Origin of the sequence: Humibacter ginsenosidimutans, assembly GCF_007859675.1 — a bacterium.
In the GTDB taxonomy this organism is placed as follows: Bacteria; Actinomycetota; Actinomycetes; order Actinomycetales; family Microbacteriaceae; genus Humibacter; species Humibacter ginsenosidimutans.
Genome location: NZ_CP042305.1, coordinates 3,670,139 through 3,693,852, shown reverse-complemented (window position 1 = coordinate 3,693,852; position 23,714 = coordinate 3,670,139). Strand labels below are relative to the sequence as shown.

At 69.4% G+C, this 23,714-nt stretch carries 19 protein-coding genes and 3 pseudogenes; 5 read left to right on the top strand and 17 right to left on the bottom strand.

Annotation, left to right across the window (positions count from 1 at the left end):
- Nucleotides 1-128: 128 nt before the first annotated feature.
- The gene (locus FPZ11_RS17025) at nt 129-1,418 is read right to left on the bottom strand and encodes an MFS transporter (protein WP_146322239.1); all 1,290 of its coding nucleotides are present in this window, start codon (nt 1,416-1,418) and stop codon (nt 129-131) included.
- A gap of 207 nt (nt 1,419-1,625) precedes the next feature.
- Between FPZ11_RS17025 and FPZ11_RS17020 the strand changes: the two genes are divergently transcribed.
- Nucleotides 1,626-2,393 carry a ThuA domain-containing protein gene (locus tag FPZ11_RS17020; protein WP_146322238.1) on the top strand — a complete coding sequence of 256 codons (768 nt, stop codon included), beginning with the start codon at nt 1,626-1,628 and terminating at the stop codon, nt 2,391-2,393.
- A gap of 113 nt (nt 2,394-2,506) precedes the next feature.
- On the opposite strand, the gene FPZ11_RS17015 is transcribed toward FPZ11_RS17020, so the two are convergent.
- On the bottom strand, nt 2,507-3,367 hold the full coding sequence (locus FPZ11_RS17015; protein WP_168203891.1) for an SDR family oxidoreductase: 861 nt from the start codon (nt 3,365-3,367) through the stop codon (nt 2,507-2,509).
- 56 nt (nt 3,368-3,423) lie between these two features.
- Here FPZ11_RS17015 and FPZ11_RS17010 point away from each other — a divergent pair, with 56 nt between their 5' ends.
- Complete coding sequence (locus tag FPZ11_RS17010; RefSeq protein WP_168203890.1) at nt 3,424-4,032, top strand: TetR/AcrR family transcriptional regulator; 609 nt, start codon at nt 3,424-3,426, stop codon at nt 4,030-4,032.
- A 46-nt stretch (nt 4,033-4,078) separates the two neighbouring features.
- Here FPZ11_RS17010 and FPZ11_RS17005 read toward each other — a convergent pair whose 3' ends face one another.
- The 5 genes from FPZ11_RS17005 to FPZ11_RS16985 form a co-directional block, all read right to left on the bottom strand.
- Nucleotides 4,079-4,792, bottom strand: a complete 714-nt coding sequence (locus FPZ11_RS17005) for a DUF624 domain-containing protein (RefSeq protein ID WP_146322235.1) — start codon at nt 4,790-4,792, stop codon at nt 4,079-4,081.
- Complete coding sequence (locus FPZ11_RS17000; protein WP_146322234.1) at nt 4,789-5,700, bottom strand: carbohydrate ABC transporter permease; 912 nt, start codon at nt 5,698-5,700, stop codon at nt 4,789-4,791. Before FPZ11_RS17000 ends, FPZ11_RS17005 begins: the two co-directional genes overlap by 4 nt.
- On the bottom strand, nt 5,700-6,644 hold the full coding sequence (locus tag FPZ11_RS16995) for a carbohydrate ABC transporter permease (protein ID WP_146322233.1): 945 nt from the start codon (nt 6,642-6,644) through the stop codon (nt 5,700-5,702). The genes FPZ11_RS17000 and FPZ11_RS16995 overlap by 1 nt, the downstream gene beginning before the upstream one ends.
- 118 nt (nt 6,645-6,762) lie before the next feature.
- A complete protein-coding gene (locus tag FPZ11_RS16990) occupies nt 6,763-8,046 on the bottom strand; it encodes an ABC transporter substrate-binding protein (RefSeq protein WP_146322232.1) in 1,284 nt (427 codons plus the stop codon).
- Nucleotides 8,047-8,124: 78 nt separating this feature from the next.
- On the bottom strand, nt 8,125-9,174 hold the full coding sequence (locus tag FPZ11_RS16985) for a hydroxyacid dehydrogenase (RefSeq protein ID WP_146322231.1): 1,050 nt from the start codon (nt 9,172-9,174) through the stop codon (nt 8,125-8,127).
- A 149-nt stretch (nt 9,175-9,323) separates the two neighbouring features.
- Between FPZ11_RS16985 and FPZ11_RS16980 the strand changes: the two genes are divergently transcribed.
- Genes FPZ11_RS16980 through FPZ11_RS16970 form a run of 3 tightly spaced genes read left to right on the top strand, consistent with a single transcriptional unit; the run spans nt 9,324 to nt 14,511 of the window.
- Entirely contained in the window at nt 9,324-11,357 is a 2,034-nt protein-coding gene (locus FPZ11_RS16980) for a heparinase II/III family protein (protein WP_146322230.1), read from the top strand.
- On the top strand, nt 11,354-12,550 hold the full coding sequence (locus tag FPZ11_RS16975; protein ID WP_146322229.1) for a substrate-binding domain-containing protein: 1,197 nt from the start codon (nt 11,354-11,356) through the stop codon (nt 12,548-12,550). The genes FPZ11_RS16980 and FPZ11_RS16975 overlap by 4 nt, the downstream gene beginning before the upstream one ends.
- Nucleotides 12,547-14,511, top strand: coding sequence for a DUF2264 domain-containing protein (locus FPZ11_RS16970; protein ID WP_146322228.1), 1,965 nt, complete (start codon nt 12,547-12,549; stop codon nt 14,509-14,511). The genes FPZ11_RS16975 and FPZ11_RS16970 overlap by 4 nt, the downstream gene beginning before the upstream one ends.
- 143 nt (nt 14,512-14,654) lie before the next feature.
- Here the strand turns inward: FPZ11_RS16970 and FPZ11_RS20000 are convergent, their stop codons facing one another.
- From FPZ11_RS20000 to FPZ11_RS16930, 10 genes and pseudogenes are all read right to left on the bottom strand, one after another.
- Nucleotides 14,655-14,897, bottom strand: coding sequence for a substrate-binding domain-containing protein (locus FPZ11_RS20000; RefSeq protein ID WP_246846345.1), 243 nt, complete (start codon nt 14,895-14,897; stop codon nt 14,655-14,657).
- A 175-nt stretch (nt 14,898-15,072) separates the two neighbouring features.
- Nucleotides 15,073-15,624 (bottom strand): annotated as a pseudogene (locus tag FPZ11_RS19995) (LacI family DNA-binding transcriptional regulator); the annotation flags it as partial.
- 106 nt (nt 15,625-15,730) lie between these two features.
- Nucleotides 15,731-16,168 carry a hypothetical protein gene (locus tag FPZ11_RS19990; protein ID WP_146322227.1) on the bottom strand — a complete coding sequence of 146 codons (438 nt, stop codon included), beginning with the start codon at nt 16,166-16,168 and terminating at the stop codon, nt 15,731-15,733.
- Between the two features lie 53 nt (nt 16,169-16,221).
- The gene (locus tag FPZ11_RS20050) at nt 16,222-16,866 is read right to left on the bottom strand and encodes an aldehyde dehydrogenase family protein (protein ID WP_254712434.1); all 645 of its coding nucleotides are present in this window, start codon (nt 16,864-16,866) and stop codon (nt 16,222-16,224) included.
- Between the two features lie 73 nt (nt 16,867-16,939).
- Nucleotides 16,940-17,701, bottom strand: a pseudogene (locus FPZ11_RS20360) (aldehyde dehydrogenase family protein); the annotation flags it as partial.
- Nucleotides 17,702-17,763: 62 nt separating this feature from the next.
- Complete coding sequence (locus FPZ11_RS16950) at nt 17,764-18,672, bottom strand: N-acetylglucosamine kinase (RefSeq protein ID WP_146322226.1); 909 nt, start codon at nt 18,670-18,672, stop codon at nt 17,764-17,766.
- A complete protein-coding gene (locus FPZ11_RS16945; RefSeq protein ID WP_146322225.1) occupies nt 18,669-19,688 on the bottom strand; it encodes an SIS domain-containing protein in 1,020 nt (339 codons plus the stop codon). The genes FPZ11_RS16950 and FPZ11_RS16945 overlap by 4 nt, the downstream gene beginning before the upstream one ends.
- Complete coding sequence (locus FPZ11_RS16940; protein WP_146322224.1) at nt 19,685-20,866, bottom strand: Gfo/Idh/MocA family protein; 1,182 nt, start codon at nt 20,864-20,866, stop codon at nt 19,685-19,687. The genes FPZ11_RS16945 and FPZ11_RS16940 overlap by 4 nt, the downstream gene beginning before the upstream one ends.
- Entirely contained in the window at nt 20,863-21,597 is a 735-nt protein-coding gene (locus FPZ11_RS16935) for a sugar phosphate isomerase/epimerase family protein (RefSeq protein WP_146322223.1), read from the bottom strand. The genes FPZ11_RS16940 and FPZ11_RS16935 overlap by 4 nt, the downstream gene beginning before the upstream one ends.
- Nucleotides 21,594-23,601, bottom strand: a pseudogene (locus FPZ11_RS16930) (primary-amine oxidase). The gene FPZ11_RS16935 and the pseudogene FPZ11_RS16930 overlap by 4 nt, the downstream one beginning before the upstream one ends.
- Nucleotides 23,602-23,714: the final 113 nt, after the last annotated feature.

The window sequence follows — 23,714 nt, the reverse complement described above, 5'->3', positions numbered from 1 at the left end:
GCCCGGCACCGCGCGAGGCGACACGAAGAGACGGCGGAAGCTCGGGCGTCGCGGCGACGCTGCGTCGCAGTGACGGCGTTGCGGAGCGACGGCGTTGCGGAGCGACGGCGCCGCGCGCGGCAGCGCCGCTACGCGGGCGCGGCCTCGCCCGCGGCGGCGACGGCGTCGGGCTCCTCGGAGTGGAAGTCGATCGCCTTCGCCTGCTTGCCGAAGGCGGTGAGCAGGATGACCGCGACGGCCGCCCCCGCGACGGTGATCGTCATGGCCCACGGGTAGCCGATGCGTGTCGCCAGATACTGCTGGATGGGCAGGTTGAACGCCGCGATCACGTTGCCCAGCTGGTACGTGACGCCCGGGTAGAACCCGCGGATGGCGTTCGGCGACATCTCGTTGAGATGCGCAGGGATGGCGCCCCACGCACCCTGCGTCGTGAACTGGATGAGCGCCGATCCGAGGCAGAGCAGACCCGCCGTGTGCGAGAACGCGAAGATCGGGATGAGCGGCAGCGTGAGCACGGCGCCGAGGATGATCGTCGCCTTGCGCCCCCAGCGGTCCGAGAGCGAGCCGAGGATGATGCATCCCACGATCGCGCCGAGGTTGTAGACCACCGCGATCCAGCCGGCGACGGCCGCATCGAGCCCGGCGCCGCCGTGGTCGGTCGCCTTCAGGAACGTGGGATAGATGTCTTGCGTGCCGTGCGACATCCAGTTGAACGCCGCCATCAGCAGCACGAGATAGATGAACCGGCGCAGCACTTTGCCGTTGAAGAAGACCGCCTTGATCGACGTGTTCTTCTTCTGCATGCGGTCGCGGGTGTTCTCCCAGACCTCCGACTCCTTGACGCGAGCGCGGATGATGAGGCTGATGAGTGCGGGCAGGATGCTCAGCACGAACAGCCAGCGCCAGTTCAGTCCCAGCGCCGAGTGCACGAGCAGGAACGCCAGGGATGCCAGCAGATAGCCCGCGGAGTAGCCCGCCTGCAGCACGCCGGAGAAGAATCCGCGCCGCTCGCGCGGCACCTTCTCCATGGTGAGCGCGGCGCCGAGGCCCCACTCGCCGCCCATCCCGATGCCGTAGAGCAGTCGCAGTATGAACAGCACCGTGAAGTTGGGCGCGAAGGCGCAGAGGAACCCGACGATCGAGTAGAAGCACACGTCGACGATGAGCGGGATGCGCCGCCCCACCCTGTCGGCCCACAGCCCGAACAGGTAGGCGCCCACAGGCCGCATGATCAGCGTGATGGTGGTGAGGAACGCGATCTGCTCCAGCGACACATGGAACTCGGCCGCGATGTCGGCGTAGACCAGCACGATGATGAAGTAGTCGAAGGCATCCATCATCCAGCCGAGCCAGGATGCCGCGAACGCGTTGCGTTGATCGGAGTTGAGTCGTCTGGTGGGTGCGGACTCCGTCGTCATGCTGCTCCTCATTCAGGCGAGCCGTCAGGCCCGCGACCTCGGATTCGTCATCGTCATCGGTGACGGCCCGCGACTCCTGACCCCCGAACGAGGTGCAGGAAAGCGCTTGCCGGTCTAGCATAGGCTGGCTGTCGGATTATGCAAGGGGTTGTCTCGACGATGCCGTCGGCGCATCGCCGACCGGCATGACCCGGTGAGGAGTACGTCGTGAGCGCACGCATCGTGATCGTGTCGGGAGCCGGGCGGTATGCCGACCCATGGCATCCTCTCGCCGAGACGTCCGAGCGCGTCGCCGAGATCCTTCGCGCGGAGGGCCACACGGTGACGGTGACCGACGCGGTCGACGGCACGCTAGCATCCCTCGCAGACGGCTCCGCCGACATCGACCTGCTCGTGCTCAACGTGGGCGCCGGGCGCAGCGACGAGGAGCGCGCCGTGGTGCAGAGCTCCGACGACCGCGAGCCGCTGCCGCTGACCGGCACGGATGCCGCCACCCGCTCCGGCCTGCTCGCCTACGTCGGCCGCGGCGGTCCGCTGCTCGCCCTGCACGTGTCGTCGACGAGCTTCGGCTTCATGCCCGAGTGGGAATCCGTGCTCGGCGGCATCTGGGTGCGAGGCACCTCGATGCATCCGCCGTACTCGCGCGCGCACATCGAGGTGGCGACGGATGCCCACCCCATCACCGCGGGCATCCACGACTTCGACCTCGACGACGAGCGCTACTCGCACCTGCGGGTCTCCCCCGAGGCACGGCAGCTCGCCTGGCACGAGCTGGACGGCGAGCGGCATCCCGTGCTGTGGACGCACTCGTCGGGTGACGCCCGCGTCGTCTACGACGCGCTCGGCCACACCACGGCGTCGTACGACTCCCCCGAGCACCGCGCCCTGCTCACGCAGGCGGCCGCCTGGCTGCTGGAGGCTCCCGCCCCCGCCGCCTTCCCCGCTCCCGCCACGACGTCCTTCCCCGAGAACTAGTCTCCACTCCGGACGTCTGCGCCCGTCACACCGGGTGCAACCGTCCGGAACGGGAACAGGTTGCTCGGGCGGTGGCACGGGTTCCGGAACCGGCACGAGCTTCGAAGCTGCGCCTACGCGACCGAGCGGAGGTACGGCTCCAGGTGGTGGTCGCCGGTGGGGGCGCCGACAGCATCGAGCGCCAACGACTCGAGGAAGAACCGCGTGAGGTTGCCCAGGCGCGGAGACCCGCGATCGGCAAGCCACTCGATGCCGTGACCGACACTCTCGCCGAGCTTGAGCAGGTGGGGCTTGCGGCCCGCGACGCGGAAGGCGAGCTCCTCGAGTTCGCGATAGGTGAAGGTGTCGGGACCGCCGACATCCCAGGTTCCGGCCGGGCCGGCGACACGGTCGACGATGAACGACGCGAGGTCGGCACCGTGAATGGGGTTCACCTTCGCCGAGCCGTCGCCGAGCGTGAACCCCACGCCGCGTTGGGCCATGCACAGAAAGTCGGTCACGTCGGAGAAGTAGCCGGACGGATTGACGATCTGCGGAACGACCCTGCTGCGCGAGAGGGCCTGCGAGAAGGCGAACTTCGACCGCATGGTCAGCGAGGTGCCGGCATCCGAGTGCAGCACGTTGACGTAGGCGAAGGATGCCAGAGAGTGCCTCTCAGCGTCGGCCAGCACCGCCAGGTTGCCGAGGAAGTCGATGTTCCACGGACTCGCCTTCTGCCTGGTGACGCCGAGCGCGGAGACCACGCGGTCGGCGCCCTCGCACACATCGACGATCGTCTGCGGCTTCGTGAAGTCGACGACGCGCCAGTCCGTCACGTGCCCGGCAAGAGCCGGCGCGCCGAACGCACCCTGCTTCTCCGCCCGCTCCCTCGACCTCACCAGCGCGCGCACGCTGAAACCCCGCGCGTCGAGCTCGGCCACCACGTGCCTGCCGACGTATCCGGTCGCCCCCGCGACCACGACGAGTTCACCCATGCTGCGCCTCCGCATTCCTGTACCGCTCGGTACAGGAACACTCTAGAATGGATGCCATGCCCCGTCCACCCCGGCCCCTCGCTCCCGCCTCCGCTCAGCGCCTTCTGCTCGCCGCGGCCGACGCGTTCGGCGCGAAGGGGCTCGACGACGCGTCGCTCAACGACATCCTCAAGCGCGCCGGCATGGGCAAGGGCTCGTTCTACCACCGGTTCGCCGACAAGGCGGCGCTGCACGACTGGGTGACGGAGACGATGGCGGGCCGGGCGCGCACCGCCTTGGCCGCGCCCGGCCTCGGGACGCTGAGCGCAGCATCCTTCCGCCAGGAGCTCACGGCCATGCTGGCGCGGTTCATGGTGCTCGCCGGCGAGCATCCAGAACTGGCGAACCTCGGCCTCATGTTCCACAACTCGGCGGATGCACCGCCCGAGCGGACCATCGCCCGGGTCCGCGCGACGGTTCTGGGCTGGATCGAAGCAGCCTTGACACGGGGGCGCGAGCTCCGCGTGATCCGCGACGACCTGCCGTCCGACCTGCTCACGCAGTGGACCGTCGCCTCGCTGACGACGATCGACCGCTGGGTGCTGGCCGATCCCGACGGGCCGAGCGCGCGCGGCGCCGTCGCCGCGACGGCGGTCGACGCCCTCTGGGCGCTGCTCGCCCTGTGACGCCATTCGGGTGCGACCGGCCGAACCGCGGAAGCGGCGGCGACGCTCAGGCCCCGGCATCCTCCACAGCGCGACGCAGCGAGTACTGCGCGTTCGCGAAGACCGCGTAGAGCAGGATGCCCGGCACCAGCGCCGCGCCCACCACCGGTTGCAGGAGCACCGCGGCGCCGATGAGCCCCACCATCACGAGCGCGATGACACTGAAATACCACCGGTGCACCGTGAGGTAGACCGACGCCTTCGCGATCGCCTTGAGCGAGGCCGTTCCGAACACGACGAGTCCGGTGATCGTCGCGAGCGCCGTCACGATCGCCCCGAGCGCGAGCACCGCCAGCATCGGTCCGAGCAGCGGAGCCCATACCGTGCCCGACATGACCGTCGCGTCGAAGAGCGCGAGGCCGACGACGAGCGCCGTCACCAGCCCCGCGACGAACGCCGGGAGGCCGCGCCTGCGGTATCCGCGTACGAACGACGCGAACGGCGTCGGCCTGCCGTCTTCGCGCATCGCCTTGAACACCTCGAACGCTCCCGCGACGGACGGCGCCAGCGTGAGCGAGAGCAGCAGGAAGAACGGCCACGACTTCAGCGGGTCGACCGTGACGAACAGCATCGCTGCCAGCGGCAGGTTGAACGCCACCAGCAGCACGTCGACCATGAGCAGCGCGTAGGCATAGCCGAAGATCGTGTCCATCGTCTCGTGGCGAACACGGAACAGGCGCTTGCGGGTGCCGGACGTCGCGCCGGGAGCTGCTGCGGTCATCCCTTCATTCCCGTCGTCGCGATGCCGCTGATGAAGTAGCGCTGGCCGGCAAGGAAGATCGCGAGGATCGGGATGATCGAGATCACCGAGCCCGTCATGATCATCGCGTATTGCGCGGAGTACTGGCCGATGAACGACTTGAGCCCGATCTGCACCGTCCACAGGTCGTTGCTGGAGAGGTAGATGAACGGCCCCATGTAGTCGTTCCAGGTGTTCACGAACGTGAGCAGCGCGAGTGACGCGAGCGCGGGCTTCGACAGCGGCAGGATGATGCGCGCCCAGATGCCGTAGTCGCTCAGGCCGTCGATGCGGGCGGCCTCGTTCAGCTCGTCGGGGATGGTCATGTAGTACTGCCGCATCAGGAACACGCCGAAGGCTCCGAACGCCTGCAGCAGGATGAGCGCGGTGAAGGTATTGGTGAGCCCGGCCTTCTGCATCATGACGAACTGCGGGATCATGTACGCCTGCCACGGCACCGCGATGGTCGCGATGTAGGTGAGGAACAGGGCGTCCCGCCCCGGGAAGCGCACCTTGGAGAAGCCGTACGCGGCGAAGCTGCCGGTGAGCACCTGCAGGAACGTGATGACCACGGCGAGGAACGCCGAGTTCGCGAGGTAGCCGGCCATCGGGATCTGGGTCCAGATGTCCTTGTAATTGCTCCACACGAAGGTCTTCGGAATCCAGTTGATGGGCACCGAGAGCACCTCGTTGTCGTGCTTGAGCGACGACGAGAGCATCCAGATGAACGGCAGCAGCACCACGGAGAGCAGCACGATGAGCAGCACGTACATCGCGATGCGTCCGGTGACCGAGCGCACCCGGCGCCGGCCCGATCGCTGCGGCTTCGGCGACGGGTGCGTGCGCCCGGTCTCGAGCTCCTGAGCGAGGTCGGAGGTGAGGGTCGACATCAGCGCTCCCTCCTCTGCTGGATGCGGAACTGGAACACGGTCACGATCAGCACGATCACGAACAGCACCAGCGAGATCGCCGACGAGTAGCCGAACTGTCCGTTGAGGATGCCGTCCTGGTAGATGAGCTGCGAGAGCACGAGCGTCGCGCGGCCGGGTCCGCCTCCCGTCATGACGAAGATGAGGTCGAACACCTTGAAGCTCGACACGCTGAGCAGCACGAGCACGAGGAAGGTGGTGGGCCGCAGCGACGGCAGCGTGACGTTCCAGAACTTGCGCCAGCGTCCTGCGCCGTCCATGGATGCCGCCTCGTAGTACTCGTGCGGGATGGCCTGCAGGCCGGCGAGGAAGAGCACCATGTAGTAGCCCATGTCGCGCCACACGGCCGTGATGATCACCGCGGGGAGCGCCCAGCCGGTCGAGGCGGTCCACCCGGGCGGGTTGGCGATGCCGATCATCTGCAAGAACTGGTTGATCGGCCCGCTCGTGGGGTCGAAGAGCATGTTCCAGACGATGGCGACCGCGACGAGCGACGTGATGTAGGGGAAGAAGATCGCGACGCGGAAGAACGCGATGCCCTTCAGCTTCTGGTTGAGCAGAATCGCCAGACCCAGCGAGATCGCCAGGGTCAGCGGAACGTGCCCGAGCGCGAACAGCAGGGTGTTGGCGAACGCCACGTGAAAGCTGTCGTCGCCGATCAGGCGCTCGAAGTTCTTGAAGCCGACGAAGGTCGGCGGGTTGTAGGCATCCCAGTTCATGAAGGCCAGCACGAACGCGGCGATCACCGGGATGAGCGTGAAGATGGCGAAGCCGAGGAAGTTCGGCAGGATGAAGCTCCAGCCGATGAGGGTGCTGCGGCGACGCATCCTGCGACTCGAGATGCGCCGCGCGGGAGTGCCAGACGGCGGGGCCGCCGTGTCGGGGCGTTCGGTGATCGTGGTCATGGTGTCACTTCTCGGTTCAGCGGAACCGCTCCGTTCTCTGGGTGAACCTGTGTGGCGGCCGGCACCGGGGAGTCATCCGGTGCCGGCCGCTGTCCAGTGCCGTGTCGGGCGGAAGTCGCTACTGGTTCAGCACTTCCGACTTCACGCGGCTCTCCATCTCGGCGATGCCGTCGTCGACCGACTTGCTGCCGGTCATGATGAGCTGGTGCTCCTGGTTGAGCACGTTGCCGATCGCGGCGGCGTTCGGGCCGGTGGGGCCGTCGGGCCGGATCACGTCGGGGTTGAACGCCGTCTTCGACAGCGCGTCCTGCGGCATGCCGTCGAGGCCGAAGTACTGCTTGGTGATGGCGTCGCTGTGGTAGGCGGGAACGATGCCGATGGAGGCAACGGCCTTGGCGCCCTCGGGGCCGGCGGCGAACTTCAGGAACTTCTTGGCGGCATCCACGTGCTTGGAGTTCTTATTGATGCCGAAGCCGGTCGGACCGCCCATGGTCGTGATCTTGCTCCCCGAGGTGATCTGCGGAATCGGCGCGATGCCCCAGTCGACCTTGGTCGTGCCGGCCTTGGCGTCGGCCAGCAGCGGCGAGATCAGCCAGGTGCCCATCGGCACCATCGCGGCCTTCCCCGTCTCGAACATGGTCTGATAGCTCGTCTGCTGGCTGTTGGCCGTCGCCCAATTCATGATCGAGCCGTCTTTCTGCATGCCCAGCGTGAGGTTGTACTGGTTCTTCATCCAGGAGTAGCTCGGCTTGTCGTAGCTCTTGTTCTGCTGGGCGGCGGCGTATCCCTGCACCATGGAGTTCCAGGTGTGGATGTAGGCGCCGTACACCTTGTTCGCGCCGCTGCCCTTGGTGAGCTTCTTGGCGTCGGCGGCGAACTCGTCCCAGGTGAGGTTCTCGGGGTCGGGGATGCCGGCATCCTTGAACATGGTCTTGTTGTAGTAGAGAACGCTGAAGTCCTGGCGGTACGGCACGGCGTAATACGTGCCGTCGGACTTGTAGTCGTCGAGCGCCGGGATGCTGTCGCCCGGCAGTGACTTCGCCACATCGTTCACCGGAACGAACTGCTTCTTCTGCGCGTAACCGCCGAAGTCGGTCAGGTTCTTCACCGTGATGATGTCGGTGGTGTCGCCGCCGGCGAGCATCGTGGTGACCTTGTCCTCGTAGTTCGCGGCGAGGATGTCGACGGGCTGGATGGTGATGCTCGGGTTGGCCTTGTGGAAGGCGTCGAACAGCGCCTTGAACTCCGGCGTCTGGGCGTAGCTCCACACGGCGACCCGCAGCGTGGTCTTTCCGCCGGAGCCGGAGTCGTCGGACGAGCCCGAGGTTCCGGCACAGCCGGAGAGGGCGAGCGCAGCGGCCGCGACGAGCGCCCCGGCTGCGATCAGGGAACGTTTCTTCAAGGGAATAACTCCTTCGTTATCGGTTCAGGGGAATGGATTGCGTGAGGGACGGGAAGGGTCGAGGGATGTCTGAGGCGGTCAGGCGCTCAGCTGGAGGTCGTCGCTGGTGAACTCGTCGGACAGCGCGACGTCGGCGACGTAGCGTTCGAGCTCGTCGAGCGCGGCATCCGTCATGCGGTGCAGCTCGGAGCCGAGTGAACCGGCGATGTGCGGGGTGATCATCACGTTGGGCAGGGTGAACAGCACGGAGTCCGCCGGCAGCGGCTCCGGCTCGGTGACGTCGAGCATGGCGTTGATGCGGCCGCTCGCGCACTCGACCTCGAGGGCAGCGGTGTCGACGAGGCTGCCGCGTGCGGTGTTGATGAGCGTCGCGTGGTCGGGCAACAGGGCGAGCTCCCGCGTCCCGATCATGTTCGCGGTCGACGGCAGCGCAGGGGCGTGCAGCGAGAGCACGTCGACCCGCGGCAGCAGCTCGTCGAGCTCGACCAGCTCACCGCCCGCCGCACGCACCTCCTGCGGATCGGCGTACGGATCGGAGACCAGGCAGGTGACGTCGTCGAGCTGCTGAACGAGGTCGACGACGCGGCGCCCTACGCGGCTGAACCCGACGACCCCGATCGTGCGGCCCAGGTTGGAGAGCTCGCCGTAACGGCGGGCCGAGATGCCGTGGATGCGCCTTGCTTCAGGGTCGGCAGCGATGAACGGCGCCTTCTTGCCCGCGAAGATGATGGCCGCGAGCGTGAACTCCGCGACGGGCACCGAGTTCGCCTCCGCCACGTTGGAGGCCCGGATGCCCCGACGCCAGAACTCGTCCGTGACGATTCCGCGCACGGTTCCCGCGCAGTGCAGCATCGCCTTGAGCTTCGGCATGCGGTCGAGCCGTGCAGCGTCGAGCTGCGGCGCACCCCACCCGGTCAGCAGCACCTCGACATCGGCGAGCCGTGCCGCGAGCGTCGGGTCGTCGAGGTCGTCGGTGAACACCGGCTCCGGCAGCTGCGCGAGTCCGGCGAGCCGCTGAAGGCGCTCGCCGTCGAACTGCGCTTCGAAGACGTCGGGCGACATCACGACCAGCGCGACGGGCTTGCGCCGTGTCGCCGCGTTCGATGAGGTCGGGGTCGCTGCGGTCATGGTGTGGGACTCCTGGAGGTTCTTCGAGACTGATCCGCGACTCGCCATTGCATCGTCGCGATCAACAGTAGATACTCAATCCCGATCGAGAACAAACAAAGCGAACAGACTCGAACATCAACATACAGACACGATCGAAGAGCAGGTCAATGACGATGCCGCACCGCCCCGCCGACCCCGAGCCCTCTGCTCCCGCTGCCGCGGCGGAGCCGGCGCTGTCGCGGGTCAACGCGCACGCCGCTCCACCGAGCGGAACCGACGTGCGGCACACGGAGTTCCGGGGCCCTCTGTTCGCGAGCTGGGGCGAGCGGATGCGCGTCGACGCCCTGCTGCGAGCGCTCGGTTCGCAGTCCCCGGAGCGGCTTCGCGACCGGGTGGGCATCCCCACGGCGAGCAACCGCGGTGCGTGGAGCGGATTCGACGCGGTCACGATCGAGGGGATCACGAACGCTGCCGTCGCGGAACGGGGCGAAGCCTGGGCGGAGGCGAAGGCATCCGACTTCGCACGGTTCGTGCGCGACGGGGACCGCATCACGTACGAGACCGCGCTCGAGGCCAGGCAGCAGAGGCTCACCCGTGCTGTGGTGACCGCGGCCGTCACCGACGACCCGGCATGGGCCGACGAAGCGGCCGACGGGGTCGTGCTGTTGTGCGAGCAGAGCACGTGGTCGCTGCCTGCGCACGACGACGCGCACAGCCGGCGCGGCTTCGTGATCTCCGACGCGGCATCCCCCTACCTCGACCTCATCGCCGGTGAGATCGTCGCTCAGCTGGCGGTCGCCGACCGGGTGCTCGGCGAACGATGGGATGCCGACTGGCCCGGCCTGCGCGAACGCCTGCGTCACGAGGCGGAGACCCGCGTCTTCGCACCGTTCGAGACCCGCGACGACTTCTGGTGGCTGGGCTACTGGCGAGACGTGAACAACTGGAACCCGTGGATTCTCGGCAACGTGCTGCTCGCGGCCGTGCTGCTGATCGACGACGCGGAGCGCGTCGCGCGCATCGCGGCCAGGGCGCTGGACAGCCTCGACAGGTACGTCGCGACGCTGCCGGAGGACGGCGCGATCGACGAGGGTGTCGCGTACTGGTGGAACGGCGCCGTGCGCATGCTCGAGTGCCTCGACCTGGTCGCCAGGGCCACCGACGGCGAGCTGGATGCCGCGGCCATCCCCGTGGTGGCCGAGGTGCTGCGGTTTCCGATGCGCATGCAGCTCGGCGACGACTGGTACGTCAACGTCGCCGACGGCTGGGCGCGCAGTTCGGGCACCGAGCCGTGGCAGGTGCCGTTCCGGTGGGGTTCGCTGCTCGGCGACCACCAGGTGGTCGCGTGGGCGAGCGGCGGACGCCGGCCAGGGCGTCCCGTCGCCGACGTGCGCTCAGGACTTCCCCGCCTCCTGCGCGCGCTGAGCGATTCCGCATGGCGCGATGTCGGGCCTGCACCCGCTCCGCTGCCGTCGGCCGTGTGGCTGCCGTCGGTGCAGGTGCTCGTCGCGCGGGCGACGGCCGGCGACCCGGCCGGCCTCGCGCTGGCGGCGAAGGGCGGCACGAACGACGAGAACCACAACCACAAAGACCTCGGCTCGTTCATCGTGGCGTGCGACGGCCGGCCGCTGCTCGTCGACGTCGGCAAGCCGACCTACACGGCGCAGACCTTCAGCGAGCATCGGTACGAGATCCGCGCGATGCAGAGCGGGTGGCACAACGCGCCGGCCCCGCTCGGGCTGGAGCAGGGGGCAGGACCGGACTTTCACGCGAACGTCGTGCGGGCGCCGAACGACGAGCGGCCCGTGACGCTGGAGCTCGATCTCTCGGATGCCTACCCGCTTTCCCACGGCGATCGCTGGTCGCGCACCTTCCGGCCGGTCTCCGCCGCACGAGCGGAGATCATCGACACGTGGAGCCTGGCGATGGGATCGCCCACCGGCACCTCGGTGCACCTGGTCGCGGCGGGCAGCGTGAGGATCGACGGCGCCGAAGCCGTCGTGCGCGACGGTGCCGCGGGCATCCGCATCACCACGAGCCACGGGATTGTTCCGACGAGCGAGGTGTGGGAGCTCGACGATCCGGAGCTCACCAGAGTGTGGGGCGATCGGCTCACCCGGCTGACGTACGACCTTCCGTCGGAGGGCACCCTGACGACGATCGTCGAGGCGCTCGGCGATGACGAGAGGAACGACGCATGAGCGGCACCGGCGACCAGCTGTTCGCGCTGCAGCGGCGCGAACGCATCATGGACGAGATCCGCGAGCACGGGTCGGTGACCGTGAGCGACATCGCGGGGCGGCTCGGTGTGAGCGAGCTCACCATCCGGCGCGATATCAACACGCTCGCGCAACAGGGCCTGGTCACGCGGGTGCACGGCGGCGCCACGCTGCGCAGCTCGATCGAGCCGGGGCTGACACCCGGGCTCGCCGGACACGACCCGTCGGTCACGAAGTACACGATCGGCATGGTCGTCCCCTCGCTCGAGTACTACTGGCCACCGATCGTCAACGGTGCGAGGGCGCAGGCGCTGCAGCTGCGCGCCCGGCTCATGCTGCGGGCATCCACCTATGACGCCCGCGACATTCGCAGGCAGGTCGAGGCGCTGGTGAACACGCCGGGGATGCACGGGCTCATCGCCGCTCCCGACACCTCGGGAGACGACGGACTCGAGACGCTGCGCTGGCTCGACTCGCTGCCGATCCCCGTCGTGTTGGCGGAGCGGCGCATCCGCTCCTCGGCAGGGGTGCACCGGCTGGAGTCGGTGGTGACCGACCACGCAGCAGGCACGGCGGAGGCGGTGCGACACCTGCACGCGGCGGGGCACGAACGCATCGGGCTGCTCATCCAGTCGGAGTATCCGACCGGCAGGTACGTGCGGCGCGGGTGGCAGGCGACGGTGAAGTCGCTGGGGCTGCCAGACGACGGCGTGCAGCAGGACGGCATCCGCTTCGACGCTCCCGGCCGCGAGCGCGAGATGGACGACGTGCTCGACCGCTGTGCCGCCACCGGCACGACGGCGGTCATCGTGCTGCCCGACCCGCAGGCGCTCGCGCTCGAGCAGCACTGCCTCGATCGCGGAGTGCGCGTGCCGGACGATCTCGCGCTCGTGGCCTACGACGACGACGTCGCCCGCTTCGGCGACCCCGCGATCACGGCGGTGCGTCCTCCCAAGCAATCGGTGGGACGCGAAGCAGTCAACCTGCTCATCGCCCGTCTCGAGGCCGGCAGCACACGCCCCGCGCACCGGGTGAAGCTCAGCCCCGAACTGCACGTGCGCGACTCGTCGCTGCCTGTGCGCATCTCCGTCGACGACGTGGCCTCGGATGCCGCGCCCGAACCGACCGACACGACCACCGCCGCCGACGCGGCCACAGAAAGGACAACGGTGTGACCGCCCTCGAACTCCCCGCCGAGAACCGCGAGCTCTCCCCCTGCACCGGCTGGACGCGCGAGCACTGGGCGGCGATCGCCGACCATCTGCTGTTGTCGCTGCGCCCCTACTTCTCGTCGACCCGCAGCCGCGTGAGCCTGCCCGGCCAGACCAGCTCGAGCGGCGTCGACAGCGACGGGCTCGAGGGCTACGCGCGCTCGTTCATGCTCTTCGCGTTCCGCCTCACCGGCGAGCGCGGCGTCGACCCGCACGGGTTCACGCAGTGGTATCGCGACGGGATGCTCGCGGGCACCGATCCGAGCAACGCGGAGCGGTGGCCCACGGGAGTCGAGGTGAACCAGGCGAAGGTGGAGGCGGCATCCCTCGCCCTCGGCCTGCAGCTGACGAGGCCGTGGCTCTGGGACACGTTCGACGACGCCGAGAAGCAGCAGGTCATCGCCTGGCTGGAGCTGGCCGCCGACGGCTGGTACCCCGACAACAACTGGCTGTGGTTCCGCATCACGGTCGAGACGTTCCTCGCTTCGGTGGGCGGCACACACGACCCCGCGCGGATCGCTCAGTCACTGGCGACCATCGAGTCGTACTACCGCGCCGACGGCTGGTACGCCGACGGCGAGCTGCGCGCCTACGACTACTACTGCGGCTGGGCGATGCACCTCTATCCGCTGCTGTGGGCGGCGTCGGAAGGCTCCGCCGCGTTCGGCTCCGGCACGCTCGAACCGGTGTTCCGCGCCCGGCTCAGCGAGTTCCTCGACGACTTCGTGTGCCTCATCGGCGGCGACGGGATGCCCGTGCTCGAGGGCCGCAGCCTCATCTACCGCTTCGCCGCGGCGGCTCCGCTGTGGATGGGCGCCGTCTCCGGCGCGACGTCGCTGAGCCCCGGAACGATCCGGCGCGCGGCGTCCGGCGTGCTCCGCGCCTTCGTCGAGCGCGACGGCATCGACGAGCGGGGCCTGCTCACCATGGGCCTGTACGGCGAGTGGCCCGCGATGGCGCAGAGCTACTCCGGCCCGGGGTCGCCGTACTGGGCGTCGAAGGGGATGCTCGGCCTGCTGCTGCCTGCCGAGCACCCGGTCTGGCAGGCGGTCGAGGAGCCGCTGCCGGTGGAGATCGACGACGTGCGTCGCGTGGTGCGGCCCGCCGGCTGGATCATCAGCGGCACGGCGTCGGACGGCATCGTGCGCGTGTTCAACCACGGCGCCGACCACGCCCTGCCCGGCGACACCTCCGGCGACTCGCCGCTCTACGCGCGGTTCGGCTACTCGAGCGCGACGATTCCGCCGCTGGTGGGCTCGACGCTCGACTCCCCCGTCGACAACGCTGCAGGGGTGCTCGACGCCGCGGGCGCCTCCACGCACCGAACCGGCTTCGACCGCGGCGTGATCGGCGACGACGGCACCGCGGCGTTCGCCACCTCCACGACGCACGCGCACTGGGTGGACTCCAGCGGCTACGCGGGGCACGACCATGGGTCGGGCCGCACCGGCCGCGTGACAGAGGGGCCAGAGCTGCGCTGCGCCTCCGTGGTGCGCGGGGCGTGGGAGGTGCGCGCGGTGCTCGTGGGAGACTCCGGTGCCGGCGCGCGCGGACAGGGTGCGGCGGCCGGGGCTGACGCGGTGCGGCTGCGCGTGAGCGGATGGCCGCTCACGGCGAACTCGGTGCCCGTCGAGGTCGTCGCTGAGGGAACCGCCCGCGTGGAGACGAACGGCCTCGTCGCGGAGCTGCGCGTGCTCGGCGGGCGAGGGGCGGCATCCGTGCACCGCGAGTCCGGCACGTCGCCGATCGGCGAGCACACCGCGGTGCCGTGGCTGGAGTTCGACGCCGTCGCCGCCGGCGACGCGGTCATCACGGCATCACGGCTGGGCCGCAGCGACGAGGATGCCCCGACCGCCCGGGTGCAGTCCGGCACGCTGGTCGTCGGCTGGCCCGACGGCGCGCTCTCCACGGTCGCCCTGCGCTGAGTCGCCCACTGGCCCCCGCGAGAGTGCCCGCCCCGACCCGCGAGCCTGCCGGTTACTGTCCGCGAGCGTGCCCATTCCTTGACGCGAGCGCGCGCCTTGCTTGCACCGAGGTGCCTGTTCCGTCGATGGCGGGGCGCGCATCCTCAGACGCGCGGCGTGCTGTCGCGCAGGATGACGGTGCCGCTGATCGGTTCGGGCTCCGCATCGGTGTCGGCGAGAGCGAGCTCCAGCGCCCGCTCGCCGAGCTCACGCAGCGGCAGCGACACCGTGCTGAGCGACGGCACCACGTCTTGCAGCATCTCGATGTCGTCGAAGCCGGCCACCGCGATGTCCGCGCCGGGGGCGAGTCCCCGCTCGCGCATCGCGGTCATCGCGCCGACCGCCATCACGTCGGTGACGGCGAAGACGCAGCGCGGCCGCATGCCGGCATCCAGCAGCGCGAGCATGTCGCCGTGCCCTGCCTGCCGCGAGAACCCCCCCGGTCACGATCGCCTCCGCCTCCGGATGGATACCGTGCCTCGCGAGCCCCTGCAGGAATCCGTCGGCCCGGTCTGCCGCGGTGGCGAGGCTCGGCGGACCTGCTAGCACCGCGAAGTCGTCGTAGCCCGCGGCCACGAGCGCGTCGGCGAGCTGTGCTGCACCTTCGGCGTTCAACACGGGCAGCGTGCGGAATCCCGTGGTGCCCGCGCCGATCATCGCGACTCGGGCGCCGTGCCGTTCGACGGCATGCAGCTCGGAGGCGATCGCCGCCTCCGTCACGTCGTCGACGTACCGGCTGCCCGCCACGATGACCGCTCTCGGCCGCTGCCCGCGCAGCGCGGTGATCGTGTTGACCACGTGCTCCGACTGTGTGCCGGTGGCCGTCATCGTCACGATGAGACCGTGGCGCGACGCGGCCTCGACGACTCCGGAGGCGATCGCGGAGAAGTACGGGTCGGCGATGTCGCCGAGCACGAGCGCCACCGTGCGGCTCGTACCGCGTGCGACGGCCTGCGCCTGCACATTCGCAGAGTAGCGCAGCTCCTCCGCCGCCGCCTCGACCTTGGCCTTGAGCTCGGGGTTCACGACCCTGGTGCTGCCGTTGAGCGCCCGGGATGCCGTGGCGAGCGACACCCCGGCACGGCGCGCGACGTCGGCGAGCGTCACGCTGTTCTCCGACACGAGCCCTCCTTCGGCAAGCGCTTGCCAGCCTAGCTGCCGCCATGGACCATGTCCGTGCTCACACCACGAACATGACGCAGAGGCACCCTCCCGTCAGCGCGCCCGTCGCTGCCATCCAGAACGCCGGCCGGCGCCACGCACACGCGAGCGCGATCCGCACGACGCCCCATGCGACCACGATCGCGATCGCGAACGGCAGCGCCATGCCCGCCGAATGCCCCGGCATGCCTGCCATGCCTCCGCTCGCGTGCACGTCGTCGCTTCCCGACATGCACCCGACGATCGTGGCCGTGCCCATCGCGAGAAGATCCTGCACATGGATGAAGGCTCGATGCGACCTGCGTGCAGCGACCGCCATCGACATCGCCACCACGATCAGAGCCAGTCCGGCCCCGACGCTCGCGGCGGCGTCACGGGTGCCGACCATGACGACCAGCGAGCCGATCATGAGTGCATGGATGCCTCCGTCGGCGAGACGAGCCGCGCTTCGAGACAAGCGGCCCGCCTCGCGCGCCGAGGGTTCGACGATGTCGAGCGCCCGGCGAATGCTCAATACGGGTACTGCGGCGTCCCGTGCTGTGTGCTGATCCACTTGCGCTCCGTGAACTCTTCGAGATTCGCCTCGCCGCCGGCGCGTCCGCCGAGGCCGGATGCGCCGAGGCCGCCGAACGGGGCAGAGGCCTCGTCGGTGGGGGTCGCATCGTTCACGTGCACCATGCCACTTCTCAGCCGCTGAGCGAAACGCAGCCCACGTCCCTCGTCGGCCGTCTGCACCGCGTTGACGAGTCCGTAGGGGGTGTCGTTGACCAGGTCGATGGCCTCCTCGTCGGTGGAGAACGACATCACCGGAGCGATCGGCGCGAATACCTCGTCCGTCCACAGAGGCATGTCGCGGCGAAGCCCCGTGACCACCGTCGGGCGGAAGAACAGCCCGTCGAGGGTCCCGCCCTCGACGACCGTCGCGCCGGCATCGACGGCGGAGCGCAGCAGTGCCGCGCCACGCTGCGCCTGCCGCTGGTTGATCATCGGGCCGATTCCCGTTGCGGGATCGGTCGGGTCGCCGACGGTGATGCGCTTGGCCCGCGCTGCGAGGTTCGCGACGTACTCGTCGACGATGCTCTCGTGAACGATGTGGCGACCGGCGGAGATGCACGTCTGGCCCTGATAGTGGAACGACGACCAGGCACCGATCATGGCCGCTCTGTCGGACGTCGGCGTCGGAGAGCACGACGAGCGCGTTGTTGCCCCCGAGCTCGAGCGAGACCTTCTTCAGGAGACCGCCTGCGGCGCCCGCGATGCGCGAGCCGACGGCCGTCGAGCCGGTGAAGTGCACCATGTCGACGCCAGGATGCGTGGTGAGCGCCTCGCTGAACTCCTGCTCGCCGCACACGGCCTGGAAGACGCCGGCCGGAGTGTCGACGTCGTCGAACAGCGACGCGATGGCGACGCCTCCCGACAGCGGCGTCTCGGGCGAGCCCTTCAGCACCACGGTGTTGCCGAGCGCGAGCGCGGGCGCGATCACGCGCATGGCGAGGATGAGCGGAAAGTTCCACGGCGTGATCACCGCCACGACGCCGACCGGGATGCGCTCGACGATGCTGGTGCGGCCCGGGTCATGCGACACGATCAGCTCGCCGCTGGGGCGTCCGGCCAGTCCGGCTGCCGTGCGCAGCTCGTCGATGGCACCGCCGACCTCGTACTCGGCCTTGCCGCGAATCGATCCGGTCTCACGCACGATCAGGTCGGCGAACTCGTCGGCGCGGGCGGCGAGGCGGTCTGCGGCGCGGAACAGCAGGTCGGCACGAACGTTGTACGGCTGTGCCGCCCACGACGACTGGGCGCGGCGGGCTGCGGCAACGGTCCGATCGAGGTCGGCGAGAGATCCGAGCCCGGCTCGGCCGAGCTCGTGTCCCGTCGCCTTCTCGAGCACGGGAACGGCCGCGTCGGCCGTGCCGAACGCGCCGTCGATGTACACGGCACCCGGCGCCAGATAGGCGGCGGTCGTGGTGTCGGGGAGGGTGTCCGTCATTGGTTTCTCCTTGAGGTGTGAACTGCGGTGGGAACGGAACGGTGAATCGTCTCGATCAGACGTCACCGCGAAAGCGCGAGCTGAGATGCCGACAGTCGGCGAGCGAGCACGACACCACCGGCGACCGGATCGTCCTGCAGCAGCACGACCTCGAGCTCCGGATGCCTGTGGGCCACGGCCGCGCGAAAGGCGTCGAACATGCGTGGCTGGTTGACGATCACGCTGCCGGCGGCCACAACGCTGCGACCGATCGCTCCGCGCTTGCCGACCTGGTCGACCAGGCCGGCGAGCCGAGCTGCCGCGCCGTCGACGACGGCCGCGGCGCGTGCCGATCCGGCCTCGGCCGCCGCGAAGACGACCGGTGCCCTGGGCGCCCAGTTCGAGATGCTCGGGTCGTCGTTGACTGCACGGGCGAGTCGCTCGGCGTTCGGCACCTCGAACGCCGTCAGCAGCGCGGCGAGCAGGCCGTCGTCATCGAGACCCGAGTCGGATGCGGTGAGCGCCGCGACGGTGGCATCGCGCACGAGAGCCGCGCCACCGCCTTCGTCGCCGATCACCCAACCCCATCCGCCGGCGTGGATCGATGATCCGTCTGCGGTCTTGCCGACGGCGATGGATCCGGTGCCCGCGATCACGCCGATGCCCTCCGTCAGGCCGGCGGCGGGCACGAGCAGCGCGGCGTCGTTGACCACGACGGCCGGCGAGCCGAGCTCGCCGAGCGCAGTGCCGAGCTCGGCGGCGACGGCGGGGTTGTCGCATCCCTGCGCTCCGACGCCGATCGCCTCGATCGGTTCGCCGGACGCCGCCTGGTCGACACGGGCGCGAATCCACGCTGCCGCGGCGGCGGCCGGTTCCGCCTCCCAGTCGTCGGCGTCGAACGTCGTCTCGCCGAAGAGCGTGCCGTCGACGCGCTCGAGGCGCACGGTGCACTTCGTGCCGCCTGCGTCGACTCCGGCCAGCAGCCCGGTCATCCGTGCTCCCCCGCCGTGACCTTCGTGTCGGCGTTGTGAAAGACGAACTCCTCGATGTCGAGCGACCGCTCGTGCGCGACGGCCTCGACGAGAGACTGCAGGACCGCAGCCTCCAGCACGGCACGCTGGGCGGCAGGGCGGCGCGGAATGGTGATCGGATGCAGCGTCGGGCCTTCCTCGACCGCCTCTGCCGACACGAGGATCACGTGGTGCCCTGCCGACGACAGCGTGCGTGCGAGGTCGAGCTCGCGGCTGTCGCCGAGCACGACGTGCACGCCGTCTCCCGCCGATTCCATCGATCCGTGCAGGTACTGGCGCGTGCTCATGCCCGTCGCGGGGATGCGCGCCACCTCGCGGAACAGCAACGCGCCGGCCTCGGCGGATCCCACGGCAGGACCGGCGCCCACGAAGTCGGCCGAGGTGGCCGCGCCGAACAGCTGCGCGAGCTCGGCGGCCCGCCGCCTGGCGATGCCGTCGACCCTCGCGAACTCGGCGCCGAGGTCGTGCCAGCCCGGGTCGATCTCGCCGCCGTTCCAGGCATCCGCCAGCATGCCGAGTGCGGCGACCGTCGCCGTGTAGCCGATCGTCGACGCATAGCTGTCTTCGATGTTGCCGAGCGAGACCGTGCAGTCGCTCAGACCGGAGACCGGCGACGGCTCGGTGTTCACCACCGCGATGCGCTGGGCGCGCGGTATGGACTCCAGCACCGCGAGCGTCTCGGCGCTCCTGCCGCTCTGCGAGATTCCGACCACGGGATGCTCGCTGACCGGATACGGAATCGGCAGGTCGCCGGCGCCGAGCCGCCACGAGTGCACGCCCCTCGATCGAAGGGCCCACACCGGGGCGGCAGCCGCCGCGAAGCTGGCTCCGATGCCGACGAACACCGGGCCCGGGCCCGAGAGGCGCCCCCGGTCGGCGAGGCCCGTGACGCGATCACCCAGACGTGAGATCGCCGCGGTCAGTGCGTCCGCCTGGCTCTCTCGCGCCTCGGCGAACGGTGCGTAGTCCTGGTTCACGCGGCCGCTCCCTCGTGGTCGTCGCCGGTACCGGACGCGACCGGCTCACTCGTCGACTCGCGTTGGGTGGGGTCGGTCATCACGGTCCTCGGATTCCAGGTCGGCTTCAGGTCTGGCACGGATGCCGCGGAGCTCGCGATGCGCACCGGCTCGCCCGCCGCGGCGGACTCTTCGATCGCCAGCAGAACGTCGAGCACGTGATACGCGAGCCGGGCGCTCGCTCGCGGCGCGGTCGAGCCGCGCACGGCTCTGGCGAGATCGACGACTCCGACCCCGCGCGTGCGCGGCGCTCCCTCGGCTTCGACGTCGGTCCACTCCTTTTCCCGGTCGTCTCCGTTCAGCAGTCCGGTCGGACCGTCGAAGCCGCTGACCGGCACGCGCAGCACGCCGGAGTCGCCGGTGATCTCGAACAGCTGCCTGCGCTGCGGGGAGTCGAACGAGTAGATCGAGGTGCCGACCACGCCGCCGGCGAATCGGGTGAGCACACTCAGGTGCGTGTCCACCTCGACCGGGAACAGGGTGCCGGCGTCCGGCCCCGATCCGACGACGCGTTCCTGGCGCGCCCGGTGTCCGAACGCGCTGACCTCCGCGATCGGGCCGAGCAGCTGAACGAGCGTCGTGAGGTAGTACGGGCCGATGTCGAAGAGCGGGCCAGCGCCACGGGCGAAGAGGAACTGCGGGCGCGGGTGCCAGGCATCCGGCCCGGGCCCCTGCATCAGAGTGAGCACGGTCTGCGGCTCGCCGATGCGACCGTCGCGAAGCAGGGCGGCAGAGGTCTGGATGCCCTCGCCCAGGATCGTGTCGGGAGCATTGCCGACCAGCACGCCGGCGGTCCGCGCCGCGTCGAGGATCTCTCGCGCCGACGCCCTGTCGAGCGCCATCGGCTTCTCGGCCCAGGCGTGCTTTCCCGCGCGCACGGCGCGCAAGGTGAGCTCGGCATGCGCCGCGGGGATCGTGAGGTTCACCACGAGCTCGACGTCATCGCGCTCCAGCAGCTCGTCGACCGAGCCGTGGAACGGAATGCCGTAGCGCTCGGCCTGCGTCGCCGCGCGTTCGACGTCGAGGTCGGCGATGGCGCGCACCGAGACATCGGGTGCTGCGGTCAGCGTCGTCAGGTATTCGTCGGAGATGTTGCCGGCGCCGATGATGCCGACGCCGACGGGTGCGGCCTGCGTCATGCCGGAACCCTTTCGAGAAAGTAGCGTGCGTTGCGCTCGAGCACCGGAAGGGCGTCGCCGTCGACGACGACCTCGACGACGGGCAGCTCGAGACTCCCCGCGGCGAGCGCCAGCACCTCGTCGAGGCGCGTGGAGACGTCCACGCCCGTGATCGGGTGGCGATCGTCGTACGGCTCGCTCTTCAGGTGCAGCAGACGCACGCGGTCACCGAGCTCGGGCAGCAGGCTGAAGACGTCGGCACCGCCCACGCTGGCCCAGAACGTGTCGAGCTCGAGCACGACACGGGGATCGAGACGCTCGACGAGCACGTCGTATGCGGTGCGTCCGTCGTCGAGGGTGCGGAACTCGAAGTCGTGGTTGTGGTAGCCGATGCGGATGCCACGCGCCGCCGCCGCCTCCGCGGCCGCCGAGATCTCGTCGGCGACGCGTTCCACGCCGTCGCGGGTCGCCAGCGTCGCAGGCGGCACGAACGGCACGATCACGGTGTCGGCGCCCAGAAGCGTCGCCGCGTCGAGCACTGCCTCGGGGTCGAGCTCGGTGATCTTGGCGTGGACGCTCGCGATGCGCAGCCCAGCGGCGTCGGCCGCGGCGCGCAGACGAACGGGATCGCGAAGAATGTCGTACGGCTCCACGTGGGTGAAGCCGAAGCCTGCCAGTGCCTGCAGAGTCGGCTCCAGCTCGTCACCGAGCTGGTCTTTGACGCTGTACAGCTGTACGCCCAGCGCACTCATCGGGTCTCCTCGGTCGTGTGCTCGTGCGCACCGTGCTCGTGCGCGGCATGGTCGTGGTGGTCGTGCCCCGCGCTCGAGTGCTCGCCCGGCGCGCAGTGGTCCGACGGCGGAATGTCGAGCGTGGGGTTGCGGTCGAAGAACCCGTACGGCTTGAAGACGAACCCGGCCGTGTCGACCGGCATGATCGGCCAGTCCTCGACGCGCGGAAAGTGGGTCAGACCGAACGTGTGCCAGAGCACGATGTCGGTGTCGTCGACGTTGCGGTCGGCGGCGGTCCATGCGGGAATCCCCGCCCCGCCAGGATGCATGTTCACGAAGTCGCCTGCCGGGTACAGCTCGTCGGGGGCGTACGGCGTCACCCAGAGGTGCTTCGTCGTGAACGTCGCGCGAGCGTGGATGTCGGAGTCGGCATCCGCGAGCAGCACCGGCCTGCCCTCGGGGTGGAGCACGTATCCGGCCGCTCCTCCGAGCCTGTTGCGCACCGACGGGTTCGACACCCGCCAGACACGGTTCTTGCCGTTGTCCGCCAACCGTTGCGCCTCCGACTCTGTGCGCAGCCGCGTCACCGATTGCGTGTATCCGGTTCCGGAAGGGTTCTGAGGGCCGCGCGGAATGACGACGGCCTCGAGCTCGTCCACCGCGTTGTCGAGGCCGTCGAGCATGGTGTCGAGCCGCGCGCTGAACAAGTGCTGGTGGTACGGCGCGCCGAGGCCGGGCGCGAGCTCGGAGGCGTAGGGGTAGTCGTCCCCGCGGAAGGCGGAGGTGAACACGACGCCGGTGGCCTTGACCTCGAGCTCGATGTTGCCGTCGAGCGAGAAGTACCAGTAGAAGCCGTAGTCGTAGTTGCCCACGGTGACGAAGAACGAGACGACGAGGCGGCGGTTGCGGCGGGAGTCGCTCGACCCGTTCCAGTTGTCGAAGTGCTTCCAGAGAATGCCGGTGTCTTCTTCGTGAATGCAGATCGCCTGCGGGATGACACGCACGTTGCCCGCGTTGTCGGCGAGCGTGGCATCCAGGTAGGTGATGTCGCCCACGCAGTCGCAGCCCAACTCGAGCGAGTTGGCGAAGCCGCCCAGCAGGTACTCCCCGCAGTCGAAGAAGTTCTGGAACCAGCGCTGCGGTCCGGGGTCGCCGTACGGCACGACCATCTCGGCGATGGATGCCCGGTACAGGATGGGCCGCTGCTCACCGTGGTCGTTGATCGACACGTTGTGCAGAACGAGACCCTCGCGCTGGTCGAAGCCGACCTGCAGCCGCCAGCCCGCCCATTCGAGCACGCCGTCGCCGTCGATCGTGAAGCTCGGGCCCTCCGGCTGCGAGATCTCGATGGGCTTGAGGCCGGCGCGAGGGGGCTCGTCGACCCACTCCGGCAGGTGGAAGTTGCCGTCTTCGGGCGGAACGGGCAGCTCGACGTAGTCGATGACGTCGAGCACCTCGCGGGTGACGACGTCGACGATGACCGTGACGCCGTCGACGGGGTGCGCCCACCCGAGGTCCTGCGGGGTCTTCTGCACGAAGGTGAAGCAGCGCTGAAGGCGACGACCCTGCTCGTCTGCCGCGGCCACTCCGGCCGACAGGGGGTTCACACGCAGCTGCGAGACATCGGTGAGGCCGCGCGTGCGCATGGCGGCCAGCCAGCGCTCGTCCCTGGTGCACGACCTCTTCGACGAGCGAGAACTCCTCCAGCACGACGGGCACCTGTCCGTCGACGGCGACGTCGAGCTCACGCGATGAGACGACGCGGTCCTCCTCCGGGCAGACGACGACGTCGTGCTGCGCCCCGCTGGACATATCGACCAACATCGCCCGGAAGCGTCGCGGCTGAACGTCGCCGTTCAGCAGTGTGCGCTTGTCCTGTTCGAGCAGACCGAAGTAGGCGACATGCGTCGACTCGCCGATCAGACCCTCGCGTCGCAGGATGCCCGTGCTCGCCTCGATCTCCTCTGGTCGGAGCGAAGCCACGGCGCGAGCCACGGCGGGCGACTGGTGCTGGGGTGTGTTCACAGGTGTCTCCTGGAGGGGTTGAGCGCAGAATCGAGGCCATTCCGCCTACGAACCACTAGATACCAAAGGTTATCCACTATGCGACAGTGAACGCAAGACTCCACGACGAAGCA

Excerpts from the sequence above, each read along its gene's own strand:
- FPZ11_RS17015 (WP_168203891.1), bottom strand. The coding sequence starts at position 3,367 with ATGGGTGAACTCGTCGTGGTCGCGGGGGCGACCGGATACGTCGGCAGG.
- FPZ11_RS16935 (WP_146322223.1), bottom strand. The coding sequence starts at position 21,597 with ATGAGTGCGCTGGGCGTACAGCTGTACAGCGTCAAAGACCAGCTCGGT.
- FPZ11_RS16975 (WP_146322229.1), top strand. The coding sequence starts at position 11,354 with ATGAGCGGCACCGGCGACCAGCTGTTCGCGCTGCAGCGGCGCGAACGC.
- FPZ11_RS16950 (WP_146322226.1), bottom strand. The coding sequence starts at position 18,672 with ATGACCGGGCTGCTGGCCGGAGTCGACGCAGGCGGCACGAAGTGCACC.
- FPZ11_RS16985 (WP_146322231.1), bottom strand. The coding sequence starts at position 9,174 with ATGACCGCAGCGACCCCGACCTCATCGAACGCGGCGACACGGCGCAAG.
- FPZ11_RS17005 (WP_146322235.1), bottom strand. The coding sequence starts at position 4,792 with ATGACCGCAGCAGCTCCCGGCGCGACGTCCGGCACCCGCAAGCGCCTG.
- FPZ11_RS16940 (WP_146322224.1), bottom strand. The coding sequence starts at position 20,866 with ATGACGCAGGCCGCACCCGTCGGCGTCGGCATCATCGGCGCCGGCAAC.
- FPZ11_RS20000 (WP_246846345.1), bottom strand. The coding sequence starts at position 14,897 with ATGGCGGTCGGCGCGATGACCGCGATGCGCGAGCGGGGACTCGCCCCC.
- FPZ11_RS16995 (WP_146322233.1), bottom strand. The coding sequence starts at position 6,644 with ATGACCACGATCACCGAACGCCCCGACACGGCGGCCCCGCCGTCTGGC.
- FPZ11_RS17000 (WP_146322234.1), bottom strand. The coding sequence starts at position 5,700 with ATGTCGACCCTCACCTCCGACCTCGCTCAGGAGCTCGAGACCGGGCGC.
- FPZ11_RS16980 (WP_146322230.1), top strand. The coding sequence starts at position 9,324 with ATGACGATGCCGCACCGCCCCGCCGACCCCGAGCCCTCTGCTCCCGCT.
- FPZ11_RS17010 (WP_168203890.1), top strand. The coding sequence starts at position 3,424 with ATGCCCCGTCCACCCCGGCCCCTCGCTCCCGCCTCCGCTCAGCGCCTT.
- FPZ11_RS17025 (WP_146322239.1), bottom strand. The coding sequence starts at position 1,418 with ATGACGACGGAGTCCGCACCCACCAGACGACTCAACTCCGATCAACGC.
- FPZ11_RS20050 (WP_254712434.1), bottom strand. The coding sequence starts at position 16,866 with ATGATCGGTGCCTGGTCGTCGTTCCACTATCAGGGCCAGACGTGCATC.